General features: G+C 60.0%; 19 protein-coding genes. 10 read left to right on the top strand and 9 right to left on the bottom strand.

Going from position 1 to position 18810, the window contains the following annotated elements; translation table 11 throughout:
* Nucleotides 1-17 precede the first annotated feature (17 nt).
* Both ACA064_RS06965 and ACA064_RS06960 read right to left on the bottom strand, forming a co-directional pair.
* Nucleotides 18-1373 carry a HAMP domain-containing sensor histidine kinase gene (locus tag ACA064_RS06965; protein ID WP_497672717.1) on the bottom strand — a complete coding sequence of 452 codons (1356 nt, stop codon included), beginning with the start codon at nucleotides 1371-1373 and terminating at the stop codon, nucleotides 18-20.
* Nucleotides 1360-2082: a response regulator transcription factor gene (locus ACA064_RS06960; RefSeq protein ID WP_497672716.1), complete on the bottom strand. Its 723-nt coding sequence runs from the start codon at nucleotides 2080-2082 to the stop codon at nucleotides 1360-1362. The genes ACA064_RS06965 and ACA064_RS06960 overlap by 14 nt, the downstream gene beginning before the upstream one ends.
* 222 nt (nucleotides 2083-2304) lie before the next feature.
* Here ACA064_RS06960 and ACA064_RS06955 point away from each other — a divergent pair, with 222 nt between their 5' ends.
* From ACA064_RS06955 to ACA064_RS06940, 4 genes are all read left to right on the top strand, one after another.
* Nucleotides 2305-5058: a response regulator gene (locus tag ACA064_RS06955; protein WP_497672715.1), complete on the top strand. Its 2754-nt coding sequence runs from the start codon at nucleotides 2305-2307 to the stop codon at nucleotides 5056-5058.
* A gap of 66 nt (nucleotides 5059-5124) precedes the next feature.
* Nucleotides 5125-6114 carry a 2-hydroxyacid dehydrogenase gene (locus ACA064_RS06950; protein ID WP_497672714.1) on the top strand — a complete coding sequence of 330 codons (990 nt, stop codon included), beginning with the start codon at nucleotides 5125-5127 and terminating at the stop codon, nucleotides 6112-6114.
* Nucleotides 6115-6205: 91 nt separating this feature from the next.
* A complete protein-coding gene (locus tag ACA064_RS06945) occupies nucleotides 6206-6640 on the top strand; it encodes a hypothetical protein (RefSeq protein WP_497672713.1) in 435 nt (144 codons plus the stop codon).
* A complete protein-coding gene (locus ACA064_RS06940) occupies nucleotides 6640-7044 on the top strand; it encodes an META domain-containing protein (protein WP_497672712.1) in 405 nt (134 codons plus the stop codon). Before ACA064_RS06945 ends, ACA064_RS06940 begins: the two co-directional genes overlap by 1 nt.
* A 187-nt stretch (nucleotides 7045-7231) precedes the next feature.
* Here the strand turns inward: ACA064_RS06940 and ACA064_RS06935 are convergent, their stop codons facing one another.
* Nucleotides 7232-7699 carry a TlpA family protein disulfide reductase gene (locus ACA064_RS06935; RefSeq protein ID WP_497672711.1) on the bottom strand — a complete coding sequence of 156 codons (468 nt, stop codon included), beginning with the start codon at nucleotides 7697-7699 and terminating at the stop codon, nucleotides 7232-7234.
* 126 nt (nucleotides 7700-7825) lie between these two features.
* Here ACA064_RS06935 and arsC point away from each other — a divergent pair, with 126 nt between their 5' ends.
* The 3 genes from arsC to ACA064_RS06920 are packed head-to-tail and all read left to right on the top strand — an operon-like array spanning nucleotide 7826 to nucleotide 9196.
* On the top strand, nucleotides 7826-8179 hold the full coding sequence (arsC, locus tag ACA064_RS06930; protein WP_497672710.1) for an arsenate reductase (glutaredoxin): 354 nt from the start codon (nucleotides 7826-7828) through the stop codon (nucleotides 8177-8179).
* A complete protein-coding gene (wrbA, locus tag ACA064_RS06925; RefSeq protein ID WP_497672709.1) occupies nucleotides 8176-8781 on the top strand; it encodes an NAD(P)H:quinone oxidoreductase in 606 nt (201 codons plus the stop codon). Before arsC ends, wrbA begins: the two co-directional genes overlap by 4 nt.
* Nucleotides 8774-9196 (top strand): DUF2069 domain-containing protein, encoded by a 423-nt coding sequence (locus ACA064_RS06920; RefSeq protein ID WP_497672708.1) that lies wholly within the window; start codon nucleotides 8774-8776, stop codon nucleotides 9194-9196. The genes wrbA and ACA064_RS06920 overlap by 8 nt, the downstream gene beginning before the upstream one ends.
* Nucleotides 9197-9331: 135 nt before the next feature.
* Here the strand turns inward: ACA064_RS06920 and ACA064_RS06915 are convergent, their stop codons facing one another.
* Both ACA064_RS06915 and ttcA read right to left on the bottom strand, forming a co-directional pair.
* Complete coding sequence (locus ACA064_RS06915) at nucleotides 9332-10003, bottom strand: DNA-3-methyladenine glycosylase I (RefSeq protein ID WP_497672707.1); 672 nt, start codon at nucleotides 10001-10003, stop codon at nucleotides 9332-9334.
* 78 nt (nucleotides 10004-10081) lie between these two features.
* Nucleotides 10082-10906, bottom strand: coding sequence for a tRNA 2-thiocytidine(32) synthetase TtcA (gene ttcA / locus ACA064_RS06910; protein ID WP_497672706.1), 825 nt, complete (start codon nucleotides 10904-10906; stop codon nucleotides 10082-10084).
* A gap of 480 nt (nucleotides 10907-11386) precedes the next feature.
* Here ttcA and ACA064_RS06905 point away from each other — a divergent pair, with 480 nt between their 5' ends.
* Complete coding sequence (locus ACA064_RS06905; protein ID WP_150640311.1) at nucleotides 11387-11989, top strand: Yip1 family protein; 603 nt, start codon at nucleotides 11387-11389, stop codon at nucleotides 11987-11989.
* Nucleotides 11990-12158: 169 nt separating this feature from the next.
* Nucleotides 12159-12653 (top strand): SprT family zinc-dependent metalloprotease, encoded by a 495-nt coding sequence (locus tag ACA064_RS06900; protein WP_497672705.1) that lies wholly within the window; start codon nucleotides 12159-12161, stop codon nucleotides 12651-12653.
* A 54-nt stretch (nucleotides 12654-12707) separates the two neighbouring features.
* Here the strand turns inward: ACA064_RS06900 and ACA064_RS06895 are convergent, their stop codons facing one another.
* A complete protein-coding gene (locus tag ACA064_RS06895) occupies nucleotides 12708-13889 on the bottom strand; it encodes a CaiB/BaiF CoA transferase family protein (protein ID WP_497672704.1) in 1182 nt (393 codons plus the stop codon).
* A gap of 150 nt (nucleotides 13890-14039) precedes the next feature.
* Nucleotides 14040-15374 carry a dicarboxylate/amino acid:cation symporter gene (locus ACA064_RS06890; RefSeq protein WP_497672703.1) on the bottom strand — a complete coding sequence of 445 codons (1335 nt, stop codon included), beginning with the start codon at nucleotides 15372-15374 and terminating at the stop codon, nucleotides 14040-14042.
* A gap of 337 nt (nucleotides 15375-15711) precedes the next feature.
* Between ACA064_RS06890 and ACA064_RS06885 the strand changes: the two genes are divergently transcribed.
* On the top strand, nucleotides 15712-16710 hold the full coding sequence (locus ACA064_RS06885) for an AraC family transcriptional regulator (RefSeq protein ID WP_497672702.1): 999 nt from the start codon (nucleotides 15712-15714) through the stop codon (nucleotides 16708-16710).
* Nucleotides 16711-16748: 38 nt separating this feature from the next.
* Here the strand turns inward: ACA064_RS06885 and ACA064_RS06880 are convergent, their stop codons facing one another.
* Together ACA064_RS06880 and ACA064_RS06875 are read right to left on the bottom strand one after the other, a co-directional pair.
* Nucleotides 16749-18095: an ATP-binding protein gene (locus tag ACA064_RS06880; RefSeq protein ID WP_497672701.1), complete on the bottom strand. Its 1347-nt coding sequence runs from the start codon at nucleotides 18093-18095 to the stop codon at nucleotides 16749-16751.
* Nucleotides 18092-18769: a response regulator gene (locus ACA064_RS06875; protein ID WP_497672700.1), complete on the bottom strand. Its 678-nt coding sequence runs from the start codon at nucleotides 18767-18769 to the stop codon at nucleotides 18092-18094. The genes ACA064_RS06880 and ACA064_RS06875 overlap by 4 nt, the downstream gene beginning before the upstream one ends.
* Nucleotides 18770-18810 lie beyond the last annotated feature (41 nt).

Here is an 18810-nt window from a genome sequence, read left to right as displayed (position 1 = left end):
ACGTGGTGTGCGCCTGATCACTGCGCCAACAACCGCATATTCAACCGCAACCCCTGCCCGGTATTTTCCGCCCACAAGCTGCCACCCTGGCGCTGCACCGCGTTGCGCGCGATGCTCAGGCCCAGGCCGAACCCACCGTCGCCGGGACGCGAGCCATCGAGTCGGGTGAACGGCGCGAAAATCCGCTCCAGTTCTTCCTCGGCCACGCCGCCGCCCTGGTCTTCCAGCCACAGGTGCCAATAAGCTCCTTGCCGACGACCGTCGAGGTGCACGATGCCACCCGCCGGAGAATGACGGATGGCATTGCGCAGGATGTTTTCCAGGGCCTGGGCCAAGGTGTTCAGATGGCCGCGCACCCAGCAGGAATCATCCAGTGAACATTGCAACTGGGTCGCCGGCCAGCCGCTTTCGAAACAGGCGTTTTCCGTGAGCATTTCCCATAGCGCCTGGACCTGGATCTCCTCTTGGGCCAGCGGTGCGCGTTCGGTGTCGAGCCAGGCCAGTTGCAGGGTGTCTTCCACCAGCCGCTGCATACCGTCGACTTCCCGCCCCAGGCGTTCACGCAGTTGCTCCAGGCTCTGCTCACTTTCACTGGCCACGCGCAATCGGCTCAAGGGCGTACGCAGTTCGTGAGACAGGTCCCGAAGCAATTGTTGCTGCAACGCCACGGTGCTTTGCAGCCGTTCGGACATCTGATCGAAAGCCCGACCCAGCTCACCCAACTCATCGGAGCGACTGGTGGTCTGGGTCGACAGGCGTGCGCCCAGTTGATCGGCGCGCCAGACGTTGGCCTGTTCGCGTAAATTATTCAAGGGCACTACCAGCAAACGATACAAACCGACGCACAGCAGCAGTGTAAACAATCCGGGAATCACCCCATTGGTCACCACCCGCCAGAACACCCGGTAACGTCCGGGCATAAAACGCTGCGGCAGTTCGATCACCAGGCTGCCGGCGGCAGGATCGTTGGGGAATGGAATTTTCAACCAGGGCAAACCCCGGGTACGCCGGCTCATCGGCCAATCCAGGTCCCGCAGAAAGGTCAGGCGCTGGCTCTGCGCTTCATTCAGCGGGTAGCTGCCGAGCGATTGCAGATCGTGGCCGATGATCCCGACCCAATTGCGTTCACGCTCACCCATGGCCTGCAACCAGGCATCGACGCCGGCACCCTCGCCTTGTACCCAGGCCTGCTCGGCTTCGGCGGCGTAACTGCTGAGGGTGATCCGGGCTTCATCGGACAAGAACAGATTCTTCTTCTCCATGTACCGACCCCAGGACCAGCTCAGCCAGATCATCAGCAGACAGAACGCCACCAGCAACAAAGCCAGCTTCCAGAACAGCGAGTGCCTGCCTGGCAGATCAGACCATTTCATCGATCGCACTCAGCACATAACCCTTGCCCCAGACCGTGCGCACTTCACGCTCGCTGTAGCCGATAGCCTTGAGCTTGCGGCGGATCTGACTGATATGCATATCCAGGCTGCGGTCGTGGGGGGCGTAACCGCGTTGCAGGACATGCTGATAAAGGAAGGCCTTGCTCAACACTTCATCGCCATTGCGGTTCAAGGTCTCCAGCAGCCGATACTCGCTGCGGGTTAAACCGGCCCATTGCCCGGCGTAGTGGACATCGCACCCTTCATCGTCGAAGCGCAGGCTTTGGCTATCGTTGTCGAGCGGCGCCGGAGTCTGTCGGCGATCCAGCGCGACCCGGCGCAGGATGGCTTCGATGCGCACCCGCAACTCGGCCATGCTGAAAGGTTTGGGCAGATAGTCGTCGGCCCCCAGCCGAAAACCACTGATGCGGTCCGCCTCGGCGCCCAATGCCGACATCATGATCACCGGGATCGAATGGCTTTCGCGCAAACGAGTCAGCACCGCCAGGCCATCCATGCCCGGCAGGAGAATATCCATCAGCACCAGGTCAAAGGCCTGCTGCCGGGCAATCGCCAGCCCCTCACTGCCGTTCTGGCACCAAGTCACTTGAAAACCACAGCGCCCCAGGTGCTCATGGACATAAGCACCCAACACAAGGTCGTCTTCAATCGCCAGAATACGGGGATGGCCAACAGATACGGGAGTCATTAGCTTCTGCAAGTAATTCTCAATTGGCGATTATTCAAGATTGCTCTCCCGCGAGCAACCCGAGCCTGCCAATCAAGGGCGCGGCACTTGCTGTAGCGGGGGGACATTGGCGTTAATCTACGAAGATTGCCGGTCTGCAAATGGCTACACTGCGTGCGAGTGCGTGTGCGGTCAGTCATTCGTTTGTCATTCAAAAATACGGCGTGGAAGCAGGAGAGTTGCGTGCTTGAGAAAATGGGAATAAAGGGCCGCGTGATATTGCTGACCTTGCTGCCGACCAGCCTTATGGCATTGGTGCTGGGCGGTTATTTCACATGGATGCAGCAGTCCGACCTGCAAACCCAGCTCTTGCAGCGTGGCGAAATGATCGCCGAACAACTGGCACCGCTGGTGGCCCCCGCGATGGGTCATGACAACACCGATCTGCTGGAGCGCATCGCCACTCAAGCCCTGGAACAGACGGATGTTCGTGCCGTGTCTTTTCTCGCTCCCGACCGCACGTTATTGGCGCATGCCGGCCCGAGCATGCTCAATCAGCCGCCGATCGGTAACAGCAGCCACATGGCGCAACGCAGCGGCAGCGACGCGACTCGTTATCTGCTGCCGGTGTTCGGCCGGCACCGCAACCTGGCCGGCGATCTGATCCCCGATGAAGCCGACCGACTGCTGGGCTGGGTCGAACTCGAGCTGTCCCACAGCGGCATGCTGCTGCGCGGCTATCGCAGTCTGTTTGCCAGCCTGCTGTTGATTGCCGCGGGCCTGGCCGGCACGGCGCTGCTGGCACTGCGCATCAGCCAGAGCATCAACAGACCGGTGAGCCGGATCAAACACGCCGTTGCGCAGCTCAAGGACGGCAACCTCGAAACCCGCCTGCCGGCACTCGGCAGCCACGAACTGGATGAGTTGGCGTCGGGTATCAACCGCATGGCCAGCACCCTGCAAAACGCCCAGGAAGAACTGCAGAACAGCATCGACCAGGCCACCGAGGATGTTCGACAGAACCTGGAGACCATTGAAATCCAGAACATCGAGCTGGACCTTGCGCGCAAGGAAGCGCTGGAAGCGAGCCGGATCAAATCCGAGTTCCTGGCCAACATGAGCCATGAAATCCGTACACCACTCAACGGCATCCTCGGCTTCACCCATCTGTTGCAGAAAAGCGAATTGACGCCCCGCCAACTGGATTACCTGGGCACCATCGAGAAATCCGCCGACAACCTGCTGGGGATCATCAACGAGATTCTCGACTTCTCGAAAATCGAGGCCGGCAAGCTGGTGCTCGACAGCATTCCCTTCAACCTGCGTGACCTGCTGCAGGACACCCTGACCATCCTCGCCCCGGCGGCCCATGCCAAGCAGCTGGAACTGGTGAGCCTGGTCTATCGCGATACGCCGCTGTCGCTGATCGGCGACCCGCTGCGCCTCAGACAGATCCTCACTAACCTGGTGAGCAACGCGATCAAGTTCACTCGCGAAGGCACCATCGTCGCCCGCGCCATGCTCGAAGAAGAGCATGAAGACAGCGTGCAATTGCGCATCAGCATTCAGGACACCGGCATCGGCTTGTCGAACCAGGATTTACGCGCACTGTTTCAAGCCTTCAGCCAGGCCGACAATTCACTGTCCCGGCAACCCGGCGGCACCGGTCTGGGGCTGGTGATTTCCAAGCGTCTGATCGAACAGATGGGCGGCGAAATCGGCGTCGAGAGCACGCCCGGCGAAGGCTCCGAGTTCTGGATCAGCCTGAGCCTGCCCAAAGCCCGCGACGATGCCGAGGACCTGCCGTCAGCGCCGCTGCTCGGCCGGCGGGTCGCGGTGCTGGAGAACCACGAACTGGCCCGCCAGGCGTTGCAGCATCAGTTGGAAGACTGTGGCCTGGAAGTCACGCCGTTCAATACCCTGGAAGCCTTGACCAACGGCATCACCAGCGCCCACCAGACCGATCAGGCGATCGACCTGGCGGTGCTCGGCGTCACCACCCAGGACATGCCGCCCGAGCGGCTCAATCAGCATATCTGGGACCTTGAGCATTTGGGCTGCAAGGTACTGGTGCTCTGCCCGACCACTGAACAGACCCTGTTTCATCTCTCGGTACCCAACCCCCACAGTCAATTGCAGGCCAAACCGGCCTGCACCCGCAAACTGCGCCGGGCCCTGGCCGACCTGGTCACCCCCCGGCCGTTGCGCAACGAGCCCGGTGAGCCGCTCTCCAGCCGCGCGCCGCGAGTGCTCTGCGTCGATGACAACCCGGCCAACCTGTTACTGGTGCAAACCCTGCTTGAAGGCATGGGGGCCAAGGTGCTCGCGGTCGAGAGCGGTTATGCCGCGGTCAAGGCCGTACAGTCGGAAGCCTTCGACCTGGTGCTGATGGACGTGCAAATGCCCGGTATGGACGGCCGCCAGAGCACTGAAGTGATTCGTCAGTGGGAAAACGAGCGCCACGGCACTCCGCTGCCGATCGTTGCCCTGACCGCCCATGCCATGGCCAATGAGAAGCGTGCCTTGCTGCAAAGCGGGATGGACGACTACCTGACCAAACCCATCAGCGAGCGCCAACTGGCCCAGGTGGTGTTGAAGTGGACCGGGCTGGCACTGCGCAATCAAGGGCTGGAGCGTGCCAGCGAGTCCTACGTCAATGGCGCCGAACTGCTGGTGCTCGATCATGAAGAAGGGCTGCGTCTGGCGGCCGGCAAAGCCGATCTGGCGGCCGACATGCTGGCAATGTTGCTTGCCTCGCTGGAGGCCGACCGTGAAGCCATCCGTATCGCCCGCGAAGCCAGCGACCAAAACGCGCTGATCGAGCGGGTCCATCGCCTGCACGGTGCCACCCGCTACTGCGGCGTACCGCAACTGCGTGCAGCCTGCCAGCGCAGTGAAACCCTGCTCAAGCAGGATGACCAAAAAGCCTGGGCCGCCCTCGATGAACTGGACCGGGCCATCAACCGCCTGGCCAGCGAAGCCCGCATCAGTGCCTGACCCACAGCAATAGCGGCGATTCAACTGAGCGTTAAGCTCAGCGCCCCCCGGAACAAGGATGAAGCCATGCGCACGATTCTCTTCAGCAGCCAGACCTATGATCGCGACAGCTTCCTCGGCACCGAGCTGCCGGCCGGTATCGAGTTGCAGTTTCAATCGGCGCGACTGAGCCTGGACACGGTGGCCCTGGCCGAGCACCACGAAGTGGTCTGTGCCTTTATCAATGACGACCTCGGCACCGCAGTGCTCGAACAGTTGGCGGCCGGTGGCACCCGACTGATTGCCCTGCGTTCGGCGGGCTACAACCATGTCGACCTGGCGGCGGCGAAACGCCTGGGGCTGAGCATCGTGCGGGTTCCGGCCTACTCGCCCCACGCGGTGGCCGAACATGCGGTGGCGTTGATTCTGGCACTGAACCGCCGCCTGCATCGGGCCTACAACCGTACCCGCGAAGGCGATTTCAGCCTGCACGGGCTGACCGGCTTCGATCTGGTGGGCAAAACCGTCGGCGTGGTCGGCACCGGGCAGATCGGCGCTACCTTCGCCAGAATCATGGCCGGGTTCGGCTGTCAGCTGCTGGCCTGTGATCCGTACCCCAATCCGCAAGTGGAGGCCCTTGGCGCCCGCTACCTGAGTCTGCCCGACCTGCTGGCGCAAGCGCAGATCATCAGCCTGCATTGCCCGCTGACCAGTGCAAGCAAACACCTGATCAACCAACAATCACTGGCCCAAATGCAGCCGGGCGCGATGCTGATCAACACCGGTCGCGGCGGCCTGGTGGACACCCCGGCGCTGATCGACGCGCTGAAGAACGGTCAATTGGGCTATCTGGGCCTGGATGTATATGAGGAAGAAGCGCAGTTGTTCTTCGAGGACCGCTCCGACCTGCCGCTGCAAGACGACGTGCTGGCACGTCTACTGACCTTCCCCAACGTCATCATCACCGCTCACCAGGCCTTCCTCACCCGCGAAGCCCTGGCTGCGATTGCCGCGACAACCTTGCACAACATTGCCGCGTGGGCCGCCGGCACTCCGCAGAATCTGGTGGAAGGCTGAGCTACGGGGCGGCTGCCTGATCGAAGGTCATTCGCCCGGGCCATGCTGGATTCGTCCGCGTGCTAGCATAGCGCCCATACTTGGAGGACCCATGGTCGAACACGATTTCCGCTACACCCTGATGAGCCCGCAACACACCCTGATCGAATGCCGCGCCCTGGTGCCGGGTCGTTATCAGGTCACCGGCAACGGTGGCTCGATACGCAGCGACGACGTGCTCGTGGTCACCCTCAAAGGCAGCAAGGACTTGTCCATGCGCCTGACAGTGGAAAAAGTCCGTCACCTGATCAACCCGATTGGCCAATGGGTCGCCGTGGCCAGTGGCCCGGTGTTCGGTGAACTGGCGATTCACACCTGGAAGGTCAACTGCGACGGTTGTTCGGCCGAGCTGAACTTCGAGTTTGCGGTCGACGCCAAACTTGGCAACAAGGCCCAAAAGCCTGCCGCCACGGCGCGCATTGCCGAACTTGGCTGGGTGAGCAAAGACGAGAAGCACTTGTGCCGCAAATGCCAGGAGGCAAATTGATGAAACGCCTTGCCCTTATGGGGATGGCTGGCGCTGGCCTGTTGGGCTGCGCCGCTGAACCGGTGAAGCTGAAACAGGAACACAGCTACATTCTGGAGTGGATCGGCGAACGTCCGCTGATCGACCGCAGCCACCTGACTATCACACTGGGTGAAGATGGTCGGGCGTATGGTACTGGCGGCTGCAACCACTGGTTCGCCCCCTACACCCTGGAAGGCGACAAGCTCAGCTTCGGCAAGGTCGGCAGCACCCGCAAACTGTGCGCACCGGCGTTGATGGAGCAGGAAAAGCGCTTCCTGCAATCGCTGGAAACCGTGCAACGCTGGGACATTTCGCCGATCGAGCAAGTGCGTTTCTGGCCCGCCCAAGGCAAGCCGTTGCGCTGGTGGCTGGAAGAGGGTTGATCGTACTTTAGATAGCCTTCACAGCTGAAACCGCCAAGATCGCAGCCTGCGACAGCTCCTACAGGAGATTGGCGTTCACTCGGTAATTGCGGGTGTACGCGGTCGGTGTAGGAGCTGCCGAAGGCTGCGATCTTTTAGAGCTCACCCGGTACATGGCTGCCCGACAATCGGCAAAAACACCCAATCCTCAGTTCTTCGCCTGCAACGCCTCAAGCTTCGCCATCACTCCCGCCGCCGTCTGCTCGCCCATCAGCTGCTCACGCACCTTGCCCTTGTCATCGATGATGTAGGTCACTGGCAACGCCTCACTGCGCGGCAACTCGAAATAATCGGCCGGGTCCTGGGCCAGCACGGTGAACCTGATCCCCAGCGCTTCACTGGCTTTCTTCAGTTCCTCGCCCTGCACATTGTCGAAATTGACCCCGAACACATCGATCGACTTGCCCTTCAACTGTTCGGACAACGCATTGAGCTCGGGAATCTCGGTTCGACACGGACCACACCATTCAGCCCAGTAATTGAGCACCAGCCATTGTTTGTCCAGGCGCTCGGACGCGACCTTCTGCCCCTGTTGATCGACGCCATAGTCATTGCCACAACCGCCGAGCAGCAAGGTTGTGATGATTGCCAATGTCACTGCCACTCGCCTGATCATGTCTTGGTCCTTGTCGAAAAACCGCTTCTGAATTCACCTTGACTGCGACCCATCGCCTCCCAAGGTTCAGGACTGCCCGTCACACAGGTAGAATAGCTGCCACCTTACGCAAGATGCGACCCGCACATGACCGATCTGACGCTTTATCACAACCCGCGCTGCTCGAAATCCCGCGGTGCGCTGGAACTGCTGCAAGCCCGTGGCCTGACTCCAAACGTGGTGCGCTACCTGGAAACTCCGCTGGATGCCGCGCAGTTGCGCAGCCTGCTGGGCAAATTGGGCATCAGCGCCCGAGAGCTGCTGCGCACCGGTGAAGAGGAATACAAGACCCTCAACCTGGCGGACAGCAGCCTGAGCGAGGAACAGTTGATCGCCGCCATGGCCACCAATCCGAAACTCATCGAGCGACCGATCCTGCAAATCGGCGACAAAGCCGTGATCGGTCGTCCGCCTGAGAAAGTGCTGGAGCTCCTGCCGTGAGTGCGCCGTACATCCTGGTGCTGTATTACAGCCGCAATGGCTCGACCAACGAAATGGCCCGACAGATAGCTCGCGGAATCGAACAAGGCGGGCTTGAAGCACGTCTGCGTACGGTGCCGGCGATTTCCACCGAGTGTGAAGCCGTAGCGCCGGACATCCCGGAAGAAGGCGCGCTGTACGCCAGCCTCGACGACCTGAAGAATTGCTCGGGCCTGGCCCTCGGCAGCCCGACCCGTTTCGGCAACATGGCCGCGCCATTGAAGTACTTTCTCGATGGCACCAGTAACCTGTGGCTGACCGGCGCCCTGGTCGGCAAACCGGCCGGGGTCTTCACCTCCACCGCCAGCCTGCACGGCGGCCAGGAAACCACCTTGTTGTCGATGATGCTGCCGTTACTGCACCACGGCATGCTGATCACTGGCCTGCCCTACAGTGAATCAGCTCTACTGGAAACCCGTGGTGGCGGTACCCCTTACGGCGCCAGCCACCACGCGGGTGCCGACGGCAAAAGTCCGTTGAACGAACACGAAGTCGCGCTGTGCCGGGCATTGGGCCTGCGTCTGGCGAAAACCGCCCTGCAACTGGAGAGCAACCGTGGCTAAAAAGCCCAAGATCCTGCCGCCAATCGAGTGGCTGGAACCGCGCGTGCGGGTCGCCCGTGGACTGAGCCTGATCTGCTTTCTCAGCCTGATCGGCCTGCTGTGCGCCTACTATCTGGTCGTCGCCGACCTGCATGGCGCGCGACCGTGGGTGATCCTGCTGATCGAACTGGTGCCGCTGCTGCTAATGGCACCGGGCATGCTCAGCGGCAGCGCCCGCGGGCATTCATGGATGTGCTTTGTGGTGAATTTGTACTTCATCAAGGGCGCGCTGGCCGCCTATGACCCGAACCGCCAGCTGTTCGGTCTGCTGGAAATGGCCGCCAGCCTGGCGCTGTTCTGCAGCGCGTTGCTGTACGTGCGCTGGCGGTTTCAACTCAATCGCAAGTTAGCGGGGGAAGGTGGGGTTCCGGCCTGACAGGAATGTGTCGCCTGATATGACGCCATCGCGAGCAAGCTCGCTCCCACATTTGATCTCTGGTGTTCACAAGAAGTGTGTCCACAGGAGATTCAGTGTGGGAGCGGGCTTGCTCGCGATGGGGTCACCTCGGTCTCAATGATTCACCGTGTAAGCCAGCATCATCGAGATCTGGCACATCGGCCGGCCACTCTCGGCATGCCACTGGTTGAAAGCGTTCTGCACGATCGCCAGATCCCGCAGGCTGGTCGGCACCTTGTCGACGATCTTCTGCGCATTCAGCGCCGCCACCACGTCGTAGCTCGGCACAAAGGTATCCTTGCCGACCATCCGCAGAAAACGCGGTGCCGACAAACCACCCAATTGGTGGCCATGTTTGCTCAGGTATTTCCATAGGCCGACGATATCGGTCACCGGCCACTCTGCGATCAGCGCGCCGAAACTGCCCTTCTCCTGCGCTACATCCAGCACCAGCTGCGCATTGCGCGGCACGCTCTTGAGCTTGCCCAGGTGGCGAATGATCCGCGCATCCTGCATCAGCCGTTCAAGGTGTTCGGCGCCCATCAGCACGACTTTCTCCGGATCGAAGCCGAAGAATACCTCTTCGAATGCTGGCCATTTGGCGTCCACCAGGCTGTGCTTGAGGCCGGCGCGGAACACCCTTAGCGCCAGGGTCGACAGGTAACGGTCATCGCTGATCTTGCGCAATTGCGCCGGGGTCTTGGGGACGGGCAGATGGGCTTCCAGTTCGGCCGCCGAACCGAAACGGTTCAGACAGTATTCGTGCAGCCACTTGTAATCGCGCATGCCCTCTCCTAATGACAAAAAACACAAACGGCGCTCAAGGGAGCGCCGTCAATCAGAATCACAGAACCGCGGTATGGATCAGAGGTTTACCACATTGACGAATCGCGAGGCGGCCGTTTCGTCGATGCGCAGGCTGGTGAAGTCGAACAGATTGCGGTCCGCCAATTGTGACGGAATGACGTTCTGCAAGCTGCGGAATATGCTTTCGGTGCGGCCCGGGGTCTTGCGTTCCCATTCCTGAAGCATTTCCTTGACCACCTGACGCTGCAGGTTTTCCTGAGAACCACAGAGGTTGCACGGAATAATCGGGAATTGCTTGAAGTCGGCGTAGGCCTGGATGTCTTTCTCGTTGCAGTAGGCCAGTGGCCGGATCACCACGTTGCGACCGTCATCGGCACGCAGCTTGGGCGGCATGGCCTTGAGCGAGCCGTTGTAGAACATGTTGAGGAAAAAGGTTTCGACTATGTCATCACGGTGGTGACCGAGGGCCATCTTGGTCGCGCCAATCTCGTCGGCGAAGGTGTACAGCGTGCCACGACGCAGGCGCGAGCATAGCGAGCAAGTGGTCTTGCCCTCGGGAATCAGCTCCTTGACCACTGAATAGGTGTCTTTTTCGACAATATGGTATTCCACACCCAGGGTCTTCAAATAAGCCGGCAGCACGTGCTCGGGAAAACCCGGCTGCTTCTGATCCATGTTTACCGCGACTATCTCGAACTTGATCGGTGCCACCTTCTGAAAGTGCAACAGCACATCGAGCAGGGTGTAACTGTCCTTGCCACCGGACAGGCAGACCATGACCTTGTCGCCGTCTTCGATCATTTTGAAATCGGCGACGGCCTCACCGGCCTGTCGGCGAAGGCGTTTCTGCAGCTTGTTCTGGTTGACCGTAAGAGTGCCCATGGCGCTGAAATCCGCGAAAGTGGGTGACGAAAAGCCGAGTATTTTACGCAAAAAGTCTGCTGGGGCGAAGAGCCCTCCTCTGAGTATCCCTCCAGGCTGTCGCAGCTTCTATTGGTGAGGCGCTTACTGTGGCGAGGGGGCTTGCGCCCCCGCTGGGGCGTGAAGCGGCCCTAAAACCTGAGCACCGGTTCTTCCTGACACACCGCATGTGCAGGTTTTACGACTGCTTCGCAGCCGAACGGGGGCAAGCCCCCTCGCCACAGCAAGCTCCCTCGCCACAGGGGTTATGCATACAGACGATGATGCGATTACCAGTCGCGTTTACAGCGCGATTTGCTCTAAAGGGCCGCACCGTTGCGAGCAACTCCTTTCTATACTGCGACATAAGGTCGCATACATATAGACCTTTACTTGCTCAGGCCGCTTGGCCCGTAAGCGCTCCGCTGGGGGGCGATGGCAATAACAATAGGAGTGACTGGCATGATCCATCACGTCGTGGGGCTCTTCACCCACCCTGATCAAGAATGGCGGGAAATTCGTGGCGACGCAGAGGAAAGCATCAGCCACATGTACCTTACCCACACGCTGATTCTCGCAGCGATTCCAGCAGTTTCAGCCTTTATCGGTACCACTCAGGTCGGCTGGGTTATTGGTAACCGCGCGCCGGTCATGCTCACTCAGGAAAGTGCGCTGTGGATGACGATCATGTCCTACCTGGCCATGCTCGGCGGCGTAGCCGTGATGGGCGCCTTCATTCACTGGATGGCCCGGACCTATGACGCGAGTCCCAGCCTGGCCCGTTGCGTCGCGTTTGCTACCTACACCGCTACGCCGCTCTTCGTCGGAGGTCTTGCGGCGCTGTATCCACACATGTGGCTGGGAATGATCGTCGGTACCGCGGCGATCTGTTACACGGTTTATCTGTTGTATGTCGGCTTGCCGACCTTCATGAACATTCCATCGGATGAAGGCTTTCTGTTTTCAAGCTCGGTGTTGGCCGTAGGGCTGGTCGTGCTGGTTGCGATCATGGCCTTTACCGTGATTGTCTGGGGCCTGGGCGTCGGCCCGGTCTATACCAATTGACCGGGGCAACTGACCGGGGCAACTGACGCTGTCTATAAAACAAATAGAAATCTGCCAACACAGGCCGCCGCAAGGCGGCCTTTTAATGCTGGATGACCATTGAGTACCTGAACGATTCGGAATACGCCGGGTTTGCGGCATACTCGGCATCTCTGGAGATCCGTACAGCATGCCCGAGCAACTCAATACCCGCGTCGAAGACTGTTTTCAACTAGCCGAATCCTTTTTCAAACGACCTTTCAAACGCCCGGTGGTCAGCCTCAAGTTGCGCGGCCAGAAAGCCGGCGTTGCGCATCTGCATGAAAACCTGCTGCGATTCAATCCGCAGTTGTACCGGGAAAATAGCGAAGACTTCCTCAAGCAGACCGTCGCCCACGAAGTTGCGCACCTGATCGCCCATCAACTGTTCGGCGAGCGTATCCAGCCCCATGGTGAAGAGTGGCAATTGATCATGCGCGGGGTCTACGAGCTGCCGCCCAATCGCTGTCACACCTATGCGATCAAGCGCCGCACCGCCACCCGCTACATATACCGTTGCCCATGCGCCAACAGCGACTTCCCGTTCTCGGCCCAGCGCCATAGCCTGGTGCGACAGGGGCGGCGCTATCTGTGCCGACGCTGTCGCAATACATTGGTGTTCAGTGGGGAGATGCGGGTGGAGTGAAGTGGTCGATTTCTGGCCTCTTCGCGAGCAAGCTCGCTCCCACAAGGGGCTGCGCTAACCAATCACCTTGGCACTGCGCAACTCTTCGATTCGCTGTGTGCTGTACCCCAGGTCGGCCAACACCTCATCGGTATGCGCGCCCAAGGTCGCGCCAATATGTCGAGGCTCAGGCAATCCGCCGGAAAATTTCAACGGACAGGCCATCTGCGGCTGGGTACTGCCATCACCCCGAGGCACCTGACTGACCAGTTGCCGGGCTTTCAATTGTGGATGCTCGTTGGCTTCGGCGAAGCTGAGCACCGGCTCTACACAAGCATCGACACTGGCAAACAACTCGCATAGCTGGGCAAAGTCATGCTTCTCGAACTCTATCTGCAGCTCCAGTTTGAGCGCCTGTTGCTGTTCAGGTTTGGGCGACAAACCTTGTGCCGCCAATTCCGGACGCCCCAGCGCCGTGCAGAGTTGCTGCATGAACGCCGGTTCAAGACTGCCCACTGATAACCAGCGGCCATCGCGACTGCGGTAGTAATCGTAGAAGCTGCCGCCGTTGAGCATCTGGTTCTCGCGCTCGGGCTCGACCCCGCAGGCTAGATAACCGGCACCGGCCATGGCGTTAAGGCTGAAAGCGCAGTCGGTCATGCTTACGTCCAGGTACTGGCCCTGGCCGCTGTGCTGCCGGGCGATCACCGCCGCCAGTAAACCGATCACGCCGTGCAGCGACCCACCGGCAATGTCCGCCGCCTGAATTCCCAAGGGCAATGGGCCGCTGTCCCGGCGCCCGGTATAGCTGGCCAGCCCGGCCAGGGCCAGGTAGTTGATGTCATGGCCGGCGCGATCCTGGTAAGGGCCGGTCTGGCCATAGCCAGTGATCGAGACGTAAATCAGTTTCGGGTTGATCGCCTTCAAGGCTTCGTAACCCAACCCCAGGCGCTCCATCACTCCCGGTCGGAACTGCTCCAGAATGATGTCGTAGTCCTGCACCAGTCGCTTGACCACCTCCAGCGCCGCAGGTTGCTTCAAGTCCAGCCCCAGACTGCGCTTGTTGCGATTGAGGTAGGCGTGGCTGGCGGATATCCCCTGATCATGGGGCGGCAATACCCGCAGCAAGTCCATGCGGGTCAGCGACTCGATGCGCAACACCTCGGCGCCCATGTCGGCCAGCAACAGCGAGGCGAACGGCCCCGGCAACAAGGTGGAAAAATCCAGTATTTTGAGTGATGCCAGAGGACCTTGCATGAGCGCTCCACAATTGCGATCGATTGTTCCCAGAATAGGCAGCCGGCAAGCCTGGGGCAATCACCACAAGCATCAGCCGGACTGACCGTTAAGCTCAAACCCCGGGCATGAAAAAACCCGCCGAAGCGGGTTTTTCATTACAACACAGTGTTACTTGACGGACGCTGGGGTCGGACCTTCAGCTACGCCCAGATCATCTTCTTCACGGGTGTCGGAGATGCCACGACCACCGGAAGCCAGTTCGGCCTGCAGCGTGTCTACGTCCAGTTCCTTGACCCACTTGGCCACGACCAGGGTCGCAACCGCGTTACCCACCAGGTTGGTCAGGGCACGAGCTTCGGACATGAAGCGGTCGATACCCAGGATCAGTGCCAGACCGGCCACCGGCAGGGTGCCAACGGCGGACAGGGTGGCAGCCAACACGATGAAGCCGCTACCGGTCACACCGGCGGCGCCCTTGGAGGACAACAGCAGCACCAGCAGCAAGGTGATCTGGTGAGTGATGTCCATGTGCGAGTCAGTCGCCTGAGCGATAAACACCGCGGCCATGGTCAGGTAGATCGAAGTACCGTCGAGGTTGAAGGAATAACCGGTCGGGATCACCAGACCCACTACAGACTTCTGTGCACCCAGGCGTTCCATTTTGATCAGCATGCGTGGCAGTGCAGATTCCGACGAGGAAGTACCCAGAACGATCAGCAGCTCTTCACGGATGTAGCGGATCAGCTTGAGGATGCTGAAGCCGTGGGCACGAGCGATACCGCCCAGCACTACCAACACGAACAACAAACAGGTGATGTAGAAGCAGATCATCAACTGGCCGAGTTGAACCAGCGAACCGACACCATAGGCGCCGATGGTGAAGGCCATCGCGCCGAATGCACCGATTGGCGCGAGCTTCATGATCATGTTGATGATGTTGAACATCACGTGGGCGAAGCGATCGATGAAGTCCAGCACCGGCTTGCCGTAAGCACCGAGGCGATGCAGGGCAAAACCGAAGATCACCGAGAACATCAGCACTTGCAGAATATCGCCATTGGCGAATGCGCCGACGATGGTGTTCGGGATCACATTGAGGATGAAACCGACAATGCTCTGGTCTTTACCGGCAGTGACATAGGCGGCGACTTTAGAGGCATCGAGAGTCGTTACGTCGATGTGCATGCCGGCACCCGGCTGAACGACGTTGACCACCACCAGACCGATCAGCAAGGCAATGGTGGAGACGATTTCGAAGTACAGCAGCGCGTAGCCACCGGTTTTGCCCACCGACTTCATGTTCTGCATACCAGCGATACCGCTGACGACGGTGCAGAAGATGATTGGTGCGATAACCATTTTGATCAGTTTGATGAACCCGTCACCGAACGGCTTGAGCGCCACGCCGGTCTCAGGGTAGAAGTGGCCGAGCAGAATGCCGAAAACGATGGCAACGATCACTTGCAGATACAGGGATTTGTACAGTGGCTGACGAGTCGTCATTGCAGAGTTCCTCAAGTGTGTCGCCCGGCAATCATCCGACTGACGCCCACGACACCTAAAGTGCGAACCCTCCTGCATTGGAGGGATTTGTTTTTGGCGAGCTGCACGCTGGCAGACCTCTCACTTTCTTATCGCAAGGCCCGTGCCACTTTGCCGAAAATCCCTGAAAGCCTTCTGTCATCCGGGTAGCCCGTTATTTAGCGGATCATTCGTCTGGTTCGACGTGGCGGATATCCGCCCATCGACGGACCATCGCCCTACAATTTGGCGGATATCCGCCTTGTCCGTCGATGGGGGCGTGGCTAACATCCGTCCCTTAATGGACGGATCTACCCTCATGCGCGAACGTACCATCGCCAGTCATTTTGCCCGCGCCGCCCTCGCAGGTGCGCGCAGGCAGGGCTACGACTATTCGGGTTTGCTGCAACAGCTTGGTATCCATGCCGAGTTGCTGGACGAACCCAAAGCGCGTATCGCCCCCGAACAATTCACCGCGCTGCTGCAATCGCTCTGGCAAGCGCTGGATGACGAGTACCTGGGTTTCGGCCACGGCCCGAGCAAACGCGGTACCTTCGCCATGATGTGCCACACCCTGATCCATTGCCGGACCCTGGACAAAGCGCTCAGCCGCGGCTTGCTGTTTTATAGCCTGTTCCCCAATGCTCCCCGGTTGAGCCTGGTCCGCGAGGGTGAAATGGCCCGGCTGAGCCTGGACGATTCGCAATTCTGGGACCCTGATCACTTTCTCAGCGAATGCTTGCTGGTGATCTGGCATCGACTCGGCAGTTGGCTGATTGGCCAGCGCATTCGCCTGGAGCAAGCCACATTCAGCTACTCCAGGCCCGAACACAGCGCCGAGTACGACCTGCTGTTCCCTTGTCCGCTGGAATTCTCGACACCTGAAAGCAGCCTGCTGTTTCACAGTCGCTACCTGAGCATGCCGCTGCTGCAGGACGAACGCACGCTCAAGCATTTCCTGGAACGCTCACCGGCCGATCTGCTGTCGCGACCCGATGACGGCGACAGCTTGAGCAGCCAGTTACGCCGTTTGCTCAGCCGTGACAGCCCACGCTGGCCGGATCTTGAATCGGTCGCTCAACTCCTGCACATCAGCCCGCAAACCTTGCGCCGGCATTTGCGCGAAGAAGGTTCGAGTTTTCAGGAACTGAAGGACCAACTGCGCCGCGACATCGCGATTTATCACCTCAGACGCGCCGATCTATCGTTGCAACAGATCGCCGAGCAGCTCGGCTTTTCCGAACCCTCGGCCTTTCACCGGGCGTTCAAGAAATGGACCGGGCTGACGCCGGGGGCTTATCGGGCGCAAGAGATTTGAGGGCCTGAAGATCAAAAGATCGCAGCCTGCGGCAGTTCCTACACCACCAAAAAATGAACCCGGAACGCTGCCCCGCCCAAGGGCGAATCATCCAGCGTCAGCTGCGCGCCATAGCTTTCGATGATGTCCTTGACCACCGCCAGGCCGATTCCCTGCCCCGGATGCTGGCGGTCCAGCCGCTCCCCTCGCTGAAGTATCCGCGCGCGCTGATCCGGCGGCACACCGGGGCCATCATCTTCCACGCACAACTCGGCACCACTCAAGACTTCGCGCACGCTGATGCGGATCTCGCTCAGGCACAGGCGGTAAGCGTTCTCCAGCAAGTTACCGAGCAACTCGAGCAAGGCACCCTGCTCGATCGGCACGTAATAGTGCTCGGGCAGGTCGAATGACACCCGTACCCGCTTGTCGCGATAGACCTTGTCCAGCGTATCGCACAGGCTTTGCAGCACCGGTTGCAGCCGCACCTGATGGCGTACCAGGCCGCTTTTACGCAGGCTGGCACGCTGCAACTGGTAGCCGATCTGCTGGCTCATGCGCTCGATCTGGGTTTGCAGCACCCAGGCCTGTTCCCGGTCCTGCGGGCGACGGGCCATGTCTTCACTCACCCCTTGCAAGACCGTCAACGGGGTTTTCAAGCTATGGGCCAGATCATCCAGGGAATCACGATAACGGCTGCGCTGCTCGCGCTCGCTGTGCAACAAGCGGTTCAGTGAGCCGGTTAATCGCAGCAGCTCACGGGGGTGTTTTTCGCTGAGGCTTTCGCGGGTGCCGCTCTCGATCTGGTCCAGCTCCTGACTCAAGCGCCGCAAGGCCTGCAAGCCCCAGGTCAAACCGATCCAGAGCAGCGCCAGCAACACCAATAGCGCGGCACCGAACCCCAGATAGAGATTTTCCCGCAGCCCTTCCAGGGTCAACTGATACTCACGCACCGGTTGCAGGGCAACAATACTGAACGCAGCGCTTTTACCACCGAGTAACTTGACCTCGACGTCATAGACGAAGAACTCCTGACCGCTGGCCTCGCGAAACCGTGAGAATTCATTACCACGCCCGTCGTAACGCGGCATGTAGTTGATGTTTTCTTCCCGGGTCGCCTTCGAGCGCCAGACCAGACGCCCTTCGCGGTCATAGATATAGCCGAGCAATCGGCTGTCGCTGAGGTTGAAGCGCTCATCCGGCAGCTGATCCGGCATCTGCAACTTATTGTTCTCGACCCGCGCGGCGGAAATCAGCGTGGTCACATCCGAAGCCAGGCGCTGCTCGATCGACTCCTGCAACGCCAGGCTGAACGCCCCTTGCATCGCCGGCAACAGCGCCAGCATGAACAGCACGGCCAAAGTGGTCGCCGCCAGCATCAGGCGCAAACGTAACGAACGAATCACCGGCAGCGCTCGTTGAACAGATAACCCAGGCCACGCACGGTATCGATCGGCTTGAATCCGGCCGGCCCTTCCAATTTACGTCGCAAGCGCCCGACCAGCACCTCGATCACATTTGGATCACGCTCGTCATCGTTCGGGTACAGCTGTTCCATCAAGCGGTCCTTGGCTACCACTTGCTGGTGATGGCGCATCAGGTATTCGAGGATCCGGTATTCATAGGCGGTCAACCCCAGCGACTGGTCGTCGAGGGTAGCCTGCTTGCGATTCAGATCGATCAGCAAGGGCCCGGCGATGATGGTCGATTGGGTAAATCCGCTGGAGCGGCGCAACAAGGCATTCAATCGCGCATCCAGTTCTTCGAACTGAAACGGCTTGACCACATAGTCGTCGGCACCGGCGGCCAGGCCTTCGACCTTGTCCTGCCAATTACCGCGGGCGGTGAGAATCAGGATCGGGAAGGTCTTGCCTCTGGAACGCAACTGGCGAATCAGATCGAGGCCGCCCATGCCCGGCAAACCGAGATCGATCACCGCCAGGTCATGATTGAACTGCTCGCCCTGGTACAACGCTTCCTCGGCATTGGCCACAGCCTCGACCACATGACCACTGTCCGTGAGTCGGGTTTGCAAGTGATGGCGCAGCAGCGCCTCATCTTCGACGACCAGCAGTTTCATAATGCTCTCCCAGGCAAAATCCACATCTCCAGGGGCGCTTT

It is taken from the genome of Pseudomonas sp. LBUM1658 (genome assembly GCF_059716055.1).
This window is presented reverse-complemented; position numbering and strand designations above follow the sequence as displayed.